This window comes from Neorhizobium sp. BT27B, assembly GCF_050455485.1.
GTDB lineage: Bacteria > Pseudomonadota > Alphaproteobacteria > Rhizobiales > Rhizobiaceae > Neorhizobium.
In genome coordinates this window covers 89068-100085 of record NZ_JBCIYT010000007.1, presented here as the reverse complement: position 1 = coordinate 100085, position 11018 = coordinate 89068, and the positions used below count along the sequence as shown (strand labels likewise).

The 11018-nt window shown below is 59.6% G+C and carries 10 protein-coding genes, 1 tRNA gene and 1 pseudogene; 4 read left to right on the top strand and 8 right to left on the bottom strand.

Annotated features, from left to right (window positions below):
- Window positions 1–601: 601 nt before the first annotated feature.
- The 3 genes and pseudogenes from AAIH70_RS19475 to AAIH70_RS19465 all read right to left on the bottom strand — a co-directional run.
- Window positions 602–994 (bottom strand): annotated as a pseudogene (locus tag AAIH70_RS19475) (flagellin); the annotation flags it as partial.
- Window positions 995–1265: 271 nt separating this feature from the next.
- Window positions 1266–1342 (bottom strand) — tRNA-Arg (locus AAIH70_RS19470).
- 72 nt (window positions 1343–1414) lie between these two features.
- Window positions 1415–2578, bottom strand: coding sequence for a M20 aminoacylase family protein (locus AAIH70_RS19465; RefSeq protein WP_132277167.1), 1164 nt, complete (start codon window positions 2576–2578; stop codon window positions 1415–1417).
- Between the two features lie 234 nt (window positions 2579–2812).
- Between AAIH70_RS19465 and AAIH70_RS19460 the strand changes: the two genes are divergently transcribed.
- Both AAIH70_RS19460 and AAIH70_RS19455 read left to right on the top strand, forming a co-directional pair.
- Window positions 2813–3844 (top strand): D-alanyl-D-alanine carboxypeptidase family protein, encoded by a 1032-nt coding sequence (locus AAIH70_RS19460; RefSeq protein WP_132277602.1) that lies wholly within the window; start codon window positions 2813–2815, stop codon window positions 3842–3844.
- Window positions 3845–3891: 47 nt separating this feature from the next.
- A complete protein-coding gene (locus AAIH70_RS19455; RefSeq protein ID WP_132277165.1) occupies window positions 3892–5079 on the top strand; it encodes a CobW family GTP-binding protein in 1188 nt (395 codons plus the stop codon).
- A gap of 3 nt (window positions 5080–5082) precedes the next feature.
- On the opposite strand, the gene AAIH70_RS19450 is transcribed toward AAIH70_RS19455, so the two are convergent.
- The 5 genes from AAIH70_RS19450 to AAIH70_RS19430 all read right to left on the bottom strand — a co-directional run bounded on the left by AAIH70_RS19450 (window position 5083) and on the right by AAIH70_RS19430 (window position 9003).
- A complete protein-coding gene (locus AAIH70_RS19450) occupies window positions 5083–5331 on the bottom strand; it encodes a sulfurtransferase TusA family protein (RefSeq protein ID WP_132277163.1) in 249 nt (82 codons plus the stop codon).
- Between the two features lie 8 nt (window positions 5332–5339).
- On the bottom strand, window positions 5340–6665 hold the full coding sequence (locus AAIH70_RS19445; RefSeq protein WP_132277600.1) for a L,D-transpeptidase family protein: 1326 nt from the start codon (window positions 6663–6665) through the stop codon (window positions 5340–5342).
- A gap of 193 nt (window positions 6666–6858) precedes the next feature.
- Window positions 6859–7812: an acetyl-CoA carboxylase carboxyltransferase subunit alpha gene (locus tag AAIH70_RS19440; RefSeq protein WP_132277161.1), complete on the bottom strand. Its 954-nt coding sequence runs from the start codon at window positions 7810–7812 to the stop codon at window positions 6859–6861.
- 53 nt (window positions 7813–7865) lie between these two features.
- Complete coding sequence (gene xerD, locus AAIH70_RS19435) at window positions 7866–8816, bottom strand: site-specific tyrosine recombinase XerD (protein WP_132277159.1); 951 nt, start codon at window positions 8814–8816, stop codon at window positions 7866–7868.
- Between the two features lie 16 nt (window positions 8817–8832).
- Window positions 8833–9003: a hypothetical protein gene (locus AAIH70_RS19430; RefSeq protein ID WP_165932076.1), complete on the bottom strand. Its 171-nt coding sequence runs from the start codon at window positions 9001–9003 to the stop codon at window positions 8833–8835.
- A gap of 251 nt (window positions 9004–9254) precedes the next feature.
- Between AAIH70_RS19430 and AAIH70_RS19425 the strand changes: the two genes are divergently transcribed.
- Together AAIH70_RS19425 and aroB are read left to right on the top strand one after the other, a co-directional pair.
- Window positions 9255–9881: a shikimate kinase gene (locus tag AAIH70_RS19425; protein WP_132277598.1), complete on the top strand. Its 627-nt coding sequence runs from the start codon at window positions 9255–9257 to the stop codon at window positions 9879–9881.
- Window position 9882: 1 nt separating this feature from the next.
- The gene (gene aroB, locus AAIH70_RS19420; RefSeq protein ID WP_132277157.1) at window positions 9883–11016 is read left to right on the top strand and encodes a 3-dehydroquinate synthase; all 1134 of its coding nucleotides are present in this window, start codon (window positions 9883–9885) and stop codon (window positions 11014–11016) included.
- The last annotated feature ends 2 nt before the right edge of the window (window positions 11017–11018 follow it).

The following is an 11018-nucleotide window of genomic DNA, read 5'->3' as shown; positions in this document are numbered from 1 at the left end:
AGCTTTCATTGGTTTGCATGGCGATCTGGTTGGGCACCGTCCCGCTCGGATATTGTGGAACCAGACCTGCCGATGCGCCGCTGCCAGACAACGATAGCGCGTTAGACAGCACCTGCACGAACTGCGTGTAGGTCGATACTTTTCCGTCAGAAATGGAAAGTACACTGTCGACCATAGTGCGATCGATGGTGATGTGCGTGAGCTTGCCTGGATCGTGCGGTCCGGGCAGGTCGGCGGGGTTGTCGGCATCAACGATGACGTCGAACTCGATCTTGTCGTTCGTGTCAAAGGTGAGTGGGCCGGCAAACGTGAAGCCGCTGCGCGCATTGGTGCCGCCGGTCAAGTTGGTCTGGCTCATGTGGACCAGGCCATCGTTGTCCATGTAGGTGTCAAAAAGCCGGACGCCACCAAGGGTTTTCAGTCGGCGTTTGTCTGCTTGCAGCAGGCCGCCGCCTTCGGAATTGAAAAGCGACACCTCGGAAAGATGAAAATCGGTCTTGCCGAGAGAAACGCCGGATCCCGTGCGCGTAAACGACGACACCATCGACACCCGGTTAAGATCGCTGTCATTGATGTCCGCGATTTCGGTGTTCAGCCAGTTCTCGCCGCTGAAGCTTGCCGACGTCGAGATGTCGATCACCTGCTGCTTGAGTTGGTCGAGTTCCTTCTGGATCTTGCCGGGATCGACGCCGGGTTCCTTGGCGGCAACCAGCTTCGTCTGGAAATCGGAGAGCACGTCGATGACCGACTCGATCCCCGTATAGGCGACGTCGAGCTTTGCGGCGCCAAGGTTCAGTGCGTCGCCGACGGCAGAGATTGCCTTGTTGTCCGAGCGCATGGTGGTGGCGATGGACCAATAGGCGGCATTGTCCGCGGCCACGTCTATCCGCATGCCGGACGCGACCTCACTTCGCGTGTTTCCCATCTGACTTTCGATGGAACGGAGGGTCTGCAACGCGGAAATGGCGCCGTTATTGGTGAGGATACTGGACATGAAAGCTCTGCAAATATGGGAGAGCGCATCATGCGCAAATGATTACGCCATACAACAAAACCTTGGTTAAGCGATGGTAAATGTTAACAATAAGATATTGGGTGTTTTTAGACTATAAATGGTTGAAAGAAAGCGTGAGTAATTAATTTCGGAGCCTTTCTTGACTTAAAGGAACCCGTTTTAGACGAAAAGTTTTCTTGCGAGTTTTTGACCTCGATGACTCCCAAGCGTCATGCTTCGCTGTCTTCAGATGGCTGCCGTGAATGGCAAATGGTGATTCCGACGCGATTCGAACGCGTGACCCTCAGATTAGGAATCTGATGCTCTATCCTGCTGAGCTACGGAACCACTCAAAGCCATCCATACAAAAGGAGGGGCGGCAAGCCAAGCGTTTTTCCACCCCTCTTCGTCGCTGCCGGATCAATCGGTCAGGCGCTGTTCCGCGAGCTTTACCCAATAGGATATGCCGTGGGCGATTGCTTCGTCGTTGAAATCGTATGCCGGGTTGTGAAGGCCAGCGCTGTCGCCGTTGCCGATGAAGATGAAGGCGCCGGGGCGGCTATTCAGCATGAAGGAAAAATCCTCGCCGGCCATCATCGGATCTGTGTTGGCGTCGACGTTTTTCGGGCCGGCGATAGCCGTCGCCGCCTCGGCCGCATGCAGCGTTTCCGTGTCGTGGTTGATCGTCACCGGGCAGGCGCGTTCATATTCGAACGTCGCCGTTGCGCCATGGGCGGCGGCGATCGTCTCGACCAATTGGCGCAGGCGCGCCTCGGTGAAATCGCGCACGGATTCGTCCAGCGTGCGCACCGTGCCTTCCAGCTCGGCCGTCTCGGGAATGATGTTGTGGGTCGTGCCGGCCTGAAAACGGGTGACCGAAACCACGACTGAGCGCAGCGGATTGATGTTGCGCGAGGCGATCAGCTGAACATTGCTGACGATCTGCGCGCCGATGGCGATCGGGTCGACCGTGTTATGCGGTTCTGCCGCATGGCCGCCGCGGCCGTCGATGGTGATGGAGAACTTGTCGGGCGCGCCCATGATGGCGCCCTGGCGGATGGCGAACTGGCCAACCGGAATGCCCGGCCGGTTATGCATGCCGTAGACTTCATGGATGCCGAACCGCTCCATCATGCCGTCCTTGACCATGGCTTCGGCGCCACGGCCGCCTTCTTCGGCCGGCTGAAAGATCACCGCGACGGTTCCGTTGAAATTGCGCGTCTCGGCCAGATATTTGGCCGCGCCCAGAAGCATGGCGGTGTGGCCGTCATGGCCGCAGGCATGCATTTTTCCGGGCGTCTTGGAGGCCCATTCGGCGCCGGTAATCTCGGTCAGCGGCAGCGCATCCATGTCGGCACGAAAACCAACCGTGCGGCTGCCGGGGCCCTTGCCGCGAATGAGGCCGACGACGCCCGTTCTGCCAATGCCCGTCACCACCTCGTCGACGCCGAATTCCTTCAGTTTTTCCGTCACGAAATTCGCCGTATGCTCGACCTCGTAGAGAATGCCCGGGTTTTCGTGGATATGACGGCGCCAGGCGCTGACTTCATCCTGCATTTCGGCGGCTCTGTTCAGGATCGGCATAAGATTTCCATTTCGCTTGCAAAGACGTGATGTTGCTCCCGATTCCATATTGCGCTGCGGAATTGACGGAATCAACGATCTTTGCCATTGCTAGGTCATAGTGGTCGAATAACCGCCACGCTCGTTACGCCCGGATTGTACGAGGACGACCCCTTGCATAGATCGAAGACCTTTCTGCCGTTCGCATCGAAGTCGATCGGCGCCGTGATCGCATTGTCGCTGTTTTCCACCAGCATGGCATCGGTGGCCGAGGCCAACCCGAAAATGGTCGTCGATGTGCGCACCGGCCGGGTGATCAGCCATACGGAAGCATTTCGCAAATGGTATCCGGCATCGCTGACCAAGCTGATGACGGCCTATGTGACCTTCCGCGCCATCAAGAGCGGTCGCCTCAATCTCGACAGCGTCGTGACGATGAGCAAAAGAGCGGCCGACCAGCCGGCCAGCAAGATGTATTTCAAGGCGGGCACGCGCCTGACGCTCGACAATGCCCTGAAGATCACGCTGGTGAAGTCCGCAAATGACATGGCCGTTGCCGTGGCTGAAACCGTCGGTGGCGGTTCGCTGGAGCAGTTCGTCGCCATGATGAATTCGGAAGCCGCGCGGCTTGGCATGAATTCGTCGCGCTTCATCAACCCGCATGGCCTGCCGGGGCAGGGGCAGTATACGACGGCACGTGACCTTGCGATCCTGACGCTGCAGCTGAAGCGGGAATTCCCGGAATATGCCGGTTATTTCTCGATCGAGGGTATCGACGTCGGCAAGAAGCAATATGCCAATTTCAACATGCTGATCGGCCGTTTCGATGGTGCCGATGGCATGAAGACTGGCTTTATCTGCGCTTCCGGTTTCAACCAGATCGGCTCGGCGACGCGCAACGGACGTTCGGTGATTTCGGTCGTGCTCGGTTCCGATAGCCTTGCCGGCCGTGCTGACGATACCGCCAACCTGCTGCAGGCCGGTCTCACCGCCGGTTCGAACCAGGGCGCGCCTCTCGGCTCGCTGGCGCCCTATGGCGAGACCGTGCAGGTCAATGATGTCAGTGCTGAAATCTGTAACCCCAAGGCCGCCAAGATGCGCAGCGAAACGCGCGACGAGGCCGGCCGCATGATCACCCATTCACCCTATATTCGCGAACTGTCGCATCCGATCGTCTATTCGTTTGCGGGTGTTCTGCCGGGAGCAGAACCTGCCAGCCCGACGACCACCGGTGCCAGCCAGTTTGCCAACGTGCCGATCCCGATCCCGCGTCCGAGCACTTTCTGATCGCGGCGATCCGGCAGCGGCCTCAGAGCCAGCCAGAAAGTCAGTCCATGTCCGTCCTGCGCAACCGTATTCCGGTTTCGATCCTCACCGGTTTTCTCGGTGCCGGCAAATCGACCCTGCTCAACCGCATCCTGAAAGATCCGGCGACCAAGGATACGGCCGTCATCATCAACGAATTCGGTGAGGTGGGTATAGACAACCTGCTGGTCGAATCCTCGGGTGATACGCTGCTGCAGCTTTCCAACGGCTGCCTGTGCTGCACCATTCGCGGCGAACTGGTCGATACGCTGGCGACATTGGTCGATCAGGTGCAGACGCAAAAACTGCAGCCGATCCGCCGTGTGGTGATCGAAACGACCGGCCTTGCCGATCCCGCTCCGGTCATGCAGGCGGTGATGGGCAATCCGGTCATCGCCCAGAATTTCGAACTCGATGGCGTGATTACCGTGGTCGATGCGGTCAATGGTCTGGCGACGCTCGATCGCCATCCGGAGGCGCTCAAGCAGGCGGCGGTGGCTGACCGGTTGATCATTTCCAAGCAGGGCATGGCGGATGCAGCTCATGTTGCGGCCCTGAAGACGAGGCTTGCCGCGCTCAATCCGCGTGCGCCGATGATCGATGGCGACAGTGCCGATGCCGGTACGGCCGTGATCCTCGCCAATGGTCTCTACGATCCGGAAACCAAGATCGCCGATGTCGGTCGCTGGCTGCGTGACGAGATGGCGGCGGACGCGCATGACCATGCGCAACACGATCATCACCATGGCCACGACCACGATGACCATCACCACGGACACGGTCATGCGGATCAGGGTCACGGTCATCACCACCATCATCATCACGATGTGAACCGACACGGCGAGGATATCCGCTCCTTCTCCATCGTGCATGACAAGCCGATCTCGCCGATGGCGATCGAGATGTTCGTCGATCTGCTGCGCTCCGCCCATGGCGAAAAGCTTTTGCGGATGAAGGCGGTGGTGGCGCTCAGCGACAACGTTGATCGTCCGCTGGTGCTGCATGGCGTGCAGAGTATCTTTCACCGGCCGGAACGGCTGGCAAAATGGCCGGACGGCAGCGATCGCAGCACCCGCATGGTGCTGATCACGCAGGGCATGCCGGAGGATTTCGTGAAGGATCTGTTTGCCGCCTTTACCGGCGAACCGCGGCTGGATCGCCCCGATCGCGCGGCACTGGAAGATAATCCGCTGGCGGTGCCTGGCCTCAAACTCTGAGTGTCAGGCCGCCGATCCCTTGCGGATCAGGAAACGGTGGCCGTCCGCGGTCTTTTCCGATGACACGACCGCGTGGCCGTCTTCCCGGCAGAAATGCGGAATGTCGATGCCGGCCAGAGGGTCATTGGTCTCGATGAGAAGATCGTCGCCCACGACCATGTCCTTCAGGCGTCGGCGCGTTTTCAGCACCGGCAGCGGACATTTCAGGCCTCTGAGATCGTAAAGTTCTTTCGCGTCGCCGGCATCGCCCATGAGGGCGACTACCAGAGCTTCCAGAAAGGCTTCTTTTCTTCCGGCTCGGGTGCCGGTGCCTGCGCGTAAGCCAGCGGGTTCTGGGCCGGTACCGGGATTGCGCCGGTCGATGTCGTGCCGTCACGATCGGTCTTGGCGGCAACATTAGTCTGGGCCGTATCGGCAACGGCCGGTGCGCCACGACGTTTCTGGGCTTCGGCGGCCATCACGGCAGCGGCGCTGGTGCGTGGCTGGGGTGCAGCCACCTCTGCGCCGGCGGAACCGCTAACAGGCGCGGAAGCGAGCATCGGGCCGGCCGGCTTGGAGCCTGCGCCCATGCGCGTCGCCATCATCTTTTCGAATTCCGACTGCTTCATCAGCTTGCCGGCTTCCAGCGAACTGCCGGTCGGCGCGTAGGCCAGTTCGCGGCCCTTGCGCTTGTCGGCAACAACGGCCTTGCGCTCGGCTTCGCTGGGCTCGTACCAGACCATGCCGTCCAGCTTGTCGATCGCCTTGTTGTAGGCGATGTCATAGTTCTTTTCGTAGGAAGACAAGGCGACGTTCAGCGCCGGTGGTGTCGACATGGTCGGGCAGGCGCCGCCCGGCGTGAAGCCACCGCTGGCCTGCTGGTTGAAGACGTATTTCTTCTCGCAGACATTCACGTCCGGCGGGCGCTTGGTGACTTCGAAATTGTCGTAGCCGACCTTCAGCATCTTCCAGAATTCGAAATGTTCGCTGCTGCGATGACGCGCCATGTTTTCGGCCGTCATGCGGAAGGGGAAGGCCTGCATCTGCACGGAGGTCTGGCCGCCCTTGAAGGCGTCGCGGGCAAAGCCGTAAATTTCGAGGATCTGCTCGTCGGTCATCGAATAGCAACCCGACGACGAGCAGGCGCCGTGGATCATCAGGTTCGAACCGCTGCGAGCGTTCGCTGCGTCATACCGATTCGGAAAACCGGTGTTGATGGCGAGGTAATATTTGGAATTCGGGTTCAGGTGGGCCGGCGTCAGGCCGTAAAAACCTTCAGGCGCCTGGCGGTCGCCTTCCTTCACCTTGGGGCCGAGTTTGCCGGACCACGCACAGATCTGGTAGCTGGTCAGCTTGTCGAAGCGGTTGTCGGCCTTCGCCTTCCAGATCTCCAGAACACCTTCTTCCTTGAAGATGCGGATCATGATCGGAGAGGTGCGGGGCATGTTCTTTGCCTGCATCTCGGCAATGATGCGCGAGGAGAGCGGCTGCTCGACCTTGTTCTTGACCTTGGAAATATCGACGGTGGACGCCGAATCCAGAGTGTCATTGCAACCGGTCAAAACCGTGCCGACGAGAAAAGCTAGGGCGATGTGTTTCAGGCGCATCACGGACAACCACGTATTGCTGACGATACGAACGAAGCAGGCGTAAGCCAGCTTCCCATCCATTCTCAATAGAATGGTAATCTTTACATCTTCTTAACCGCATACGACGATGCCGATCGCAAATCAAGCGACCGGCATCGTCTAGCATAGCAATGTGACTGTCAATGCGGCGGTTTTCCGGCCGTTTCGACTTTTAGAGATTGCGGCCGATGGCCAGGAATTTCTGGCGGCGTGCATTGCGCACTTCCTCGCCCGAAAGCTGGCCGAGTTCTGCAAGCGCCTTTTCGATGACGTTGCCAGCGGCATGGATCACCGTTTCCGGCTCGCGATGGGCGCCGCCCAGCGGTTCGGCAATGATCTCGTCGATCACGCCAAGGCCCTTCAGGTCTTCCGCGGTGATCTTCATGTTGGTGGCGGCTTCGCGGGCGCGGGTCGAATCGCGCCACAGGATCGAGGCCGCACCTTCCGGCGAAATGACCGAATAGATCGAATGCTCCAGCATGTAGACCTTGTTGCCGGTGGCAATCGCAATCGCGCCGCCGGAACCGCCTTCGCCGATGACGATCGAAACCATAGGCACTTTCAGGCCGAGGCACATTTCGGTGGAGCGGGCGATGGCTTCGGCCTGGCCGCGTTCTTCCGCACCAACGCCCGGATAGGCACCGGCGGTGTCGATCAGCGAAATGACCGGCAGGCCAAAACGGTCGGCCATTTCCATGACGCGCATCGCCTTGCGGTAACCTTCCGGCCGGGCGCTGCCAAAATTGTGCTTGATGCGGGTCTTGGTGTCGTGACCCTTTTCCTGGCCGATCAGCGCAACCGGCTGGCCGCGGAAACGTGCAAGACCTGCCTGGATGGCAGCGTCTTCACCAAAGGTGCGATCGCCGGCCAGAGGCGTGAATTCGGTGAACAGGCCTGCCGCGTAATCGACGAAATGCGGGCGCTGCGGATGGCGCGCGACCTGCGTCTTCTGCCAGGCGGTGAGCTTGGAATAGATATCCTGTATGGCTTCGCGCACGCGAATTTCGAGGCGCCCGATCTCGTCCGAGGTGTCGATGCTCTCGTCTTCGGTGGCGAGCTTTTTCAGCTCATGAATCTTGCCTTCGAGATCCGCGATGGGTTTTTCGAAATCGAGATAAGTCTGCATAAGAACCGTTTTCCGATCTTGCTGGCTGATGGATGGCCGCGCTTTTGACCGCTCTAATCCCGGTTTTTGCCCTGTTTTGCAAGAGGGTGATGCGTTTCCACCAGTTCACGAAGTCTTTCTTCCAGAACATGTGTGTAAATTTGTGTGGTGGAAATGTCCGAATGGCCAAGCAGTTCCTGCACGACGCGCAGGTCTGCACCATTGGCCAGAAGATGGCTGGCAAAGGCGTGGCGCAGCACATGTGGCGAGATCGCCGACGGCGGCAGGCCCGCCCGGATGGCCAGATCTTTAAGGTCTCGGGCAAACACCTGACGCGGCAAAAAACCATCCTTGCCGGAAGAGGGGAAAAGCCATGCACTTTCCTCTTCTTTTTCCTTCTGACGGGCAGCTTCGGCCTTGGCGGCGCCATAAACCCGCATTGCCTCGATCGCAGCACGCGACAGCGGCACCAGTCTTTCCTTGTTGCCCTTGCCCTTGATCATCAGGAAACGGCCCTGTTGATCGAGCACGCGGGCAGGCAGTGATACCAGTTCGCTGACACGCATGCCGGTCGCATAAAGAATTTCGAGCAATGCCAGCATGCGCAGGCGCGACAATCTGCCGGAGGCGGGGTCTTCCGCTTCGCTCGCCGCCTGGGCGAGAAGTTTTCCGACATGATCCTCGCTCAGGACCTTGGGAAGCGAGCGGCCTTTCTTGGGCGCGTCCAGGATGGCCGTCGGATCGTCACCGCGCAGGTTTTCCGCATAGAGAAACTTGTAGAATTGCCGCATGGCCGACAAGCGGCGCGATTGCGAGGAGGCGGCAAAACCCTGTCGCGCAAGGTGGGCGAGATAAGCGGAGAGATCGCTGCTCTGGGCCAGCACCAGCGTCTGCTTCTTGCCGAGGAATTCTCGCAGGTCTGTCAGATCGCGTTCATAGGATAAAAGCGTGTTGGCGGCAGCACCGCGTTCCGCGCTCATCATCTCCAGAAAGGCTTCCAGATGCGCGCCAGACAGATCCATCATGTCCGGTCCATTTCGCTCATGGCTTTGCCGGAGCGGTCGTTGCCGGCGGGTTCAGGCGTTCGGATGGCACACGCACGGTCACGTCGCGCTCCTTCGGTTCCACCAGCAGAACCAGCGCCATCATGCTTCCGTAGATCACCCCCGCGATGACGGCCAGGATGAAGAGAAACCGGAAGAGTGTGGGCATGCGGGGCTCCGTTTGAACAGCCGTCTTTATGAGCAAAGCAGCGTGCCAGTGCAAGCCGGCATTGGCTGACATGGGCGTGTTCGGCATACGGTTGTTCATCTGCGTTGCAAGCATGCTGCGCATCGCTGCCCGAATGCCAAGGTTGCATCTTTCACGGGCGCAAGCCTTGACGCTGCCGGTGCATTTGTCGATAGGGTTTTCACATGGAAGACCCCAAGGAACAGGCTTATCCGGTGATGACCGATCTTGTTATGCCAGAGGCGCTCGTGGCAGCGCCTTCGCTGAGCGACAAGGCGCGCGAAGCGCTTGGTGGCCGTAACCTGATCTTCGTCGGCTTGATGGGCGCCGGCAAGTCGGCGATCGGCCGGCTGGTGGCGCAACAGCTTTCCCTGCCGTTCGTGGATACCGACGCCGAAATCGAAAAAGTGTCGCGCATGACGATTTCCGAACTCTTCGCCACCTATGGCGAAGCGGAATTTCGTGCGCTGGAAGCAAGGGTGATGGAGCGCCTGCTGCATCAGTCGCAGCGCGTCGTCTCGACCGGCGGCGGCGCCTTCATCAACGAGCAGACCCGCGGGCATATCAAGGCCGGTGGCCTGTCGATCTGGCTGCGCGCCGATCTCGACCTTCTGTGGGACCGTGTGCGCAAACGCGATACACGGCCGTTGCTGAAGACCGAGAACCCCAAGGAGACGCTCGAAAATCTGATGAACCAGCGGTATCCGATCTATGCGGAAGCGGAATTGACCGTCGAGTCGGCCGACGTACGCAAGGAAACCATGGCGCATAACGTGCTGGCAGCCATCGCCGGGCTTTCTCCCCGCGATCATGCCGGCTCGTCGTTATCGAGCAATGATCAGGCAGTGGAAAGTGATTGAAATGACGACGTCTTCTTCGCAGGCGGCTGAAAAGCTTGTGCATGTTCCGCTTGGTGAACGCGCTTACGACATTCTCATCGGTCCCGGCCTGATCGGTCGTGCCGGTGGCGAGATCACCAGCCGCATCAAGGGCCGCAAGGCTGCCATCGTCACCGACGAAAATGTCGCCCCGCTTTACCTCGAAGCGTTGACGGACGCATTGCAGACGGATGGTATCGAGGTCGCCTCGCTGACCCTGCCGGCCGGCGAAAAGACCAAAAGCCTCGATCATCTGGCCGCCGTCTGTGACATGGCGCTGGCGGCGCGTATCGAGCGCAGCGATGCGATCATAGCGCTTGGCGGCGGCGTCATCGGCGATCTGGCCGGTTTTGCCGCAGGTATCGTGCGCCGCGGTGTCCGGTTCGTGCAGATCCCTACCTCGCTTCTATCACAGGTGGACAGTTCCGTCGGCGGCAAGACCGGCGTCAATTCACGCCACGGCAAGAACCTGCTTGGCGTATTCCATCAGCCGGATCTGGTGCTTGCCGATACCGATACGCTGAATACGCTGAGCGAGCGTGAATTCCGCGCCGGTTATGCCGAAGTCGCCAAATACGGCCTGATTGACAAGCCGGACTTTTTCGAATGGCTGGAAAAGAACTGGAAGGATGTTTTTTTCGGTGGTCCGGCCCGTGCCGAAGCGATCGCCATCAGTTGCCAGGCGAAATCGGATGTGGTCGTCGAAGACGAGTTCGAAAACGGCCGCCGTGCGCTGCTTAATCTGGGGCATACGTTCGGTCATGCGCTGGAGGCTGCGACCCAGTATGACAGCAGCCGTCTGGTGCATGGCGAAGGTGTCGCCATCGGCATGGCGCTCGCCTATCGCTTTTCGTCCCGTCTCAATCTTGCCAGCCCCGATGATGCCGAGCGTGTCGAAGCGCATCTGAAGGCTGTCGGCCTGCCGACCCGCATCAGCGATATTCCGGGCGAAGCCTTGCCGGTCGAGCGGCTGATGGAGGCGATTGCCCAGGACAAGAAGGTCAAGGGCGGCAAGCTCACCTTCATTCTCACCCGCGGCATCGGCCAGTCCTATGTGGCCGACGATGTGGCGGCATCCGAAGTCCTCAATTTCCTGGAGTTGCAAAAGGCCAGATGACG

Bases quoted from the DNA above. Each gene is read 5' to 3' on its own strand.
- AAIH70_RS19465 (WP_132277167.1), bottom strand. From the start codon at position 2,578: ATGCCGATCCTGAACAGAGCCGCCGAAATGCAGGATGAAGTCAGCGCC.
- AAIH70_RS19460 (WP_132277602.1), top strand. From the start codon at position 2,813: ATGGCATCGGTGGCCGAGGCCAACCCGAAAATGGTCGTCGATGTGCGC.
- AAIH70_RS19455 (WP_132277165.1), top strand. From the start codon at position 3,892: ATGTCCGTCCTGCGCAACCGTATTCCGGTTTCGATCCTCACCGGTTTT.
- AAIH70_RS19450 (WP_132277163.1), bottom strand. From the start codon at position 5,331: ATGGGCGATGCCGGCGACGCGAAAGAACTTTACGATCTCAGAGGCCTG.
- AAIH70_RS19445 (WP_132277600.1), bottom strand. From the start codon at position 6,665: ATGCGCCTGAAACACATCGCCCTAGCTTTTCTCGTCGGCACGGTTTTG.
- AAIH70_RS19440 (WP_132277161.1), bottom strand. From the start codon at position 7,812: ATGCAGACTTATCTCGATTTCGAAAAACCCATCGCGGATCTCGAAGGC.
- xerD (WP_132277159.1), bottom strand. From the start codon at position 8,816: ATGATGGATCTGTCTGGCGCGCATCTGGAAGCCTTTCTGGAGATGATG.
- AAIH70_RS19430 (WP_165932076.1), bottom strand. From the start codon at position 9,003: ATGCCCACACTCTTCCGGTTTCTCTTCATCCTGGCCGTCATCGCGGGG.
- AAIH70_RS19425 (WP_132277598.1), top strand. From the start codon at position 9,255: ATGCCAGAGGCGCTCGTGGCAGCGCCTTCGCTGAGCGACAAGGCGCGC.
- aroB (WP_132277157.1), top strand. From the start codon at position 9,883: ATGACGACGTCTTCTTCGCAGGCGGCTGAAAAGCTTGTGCATGTTCCG.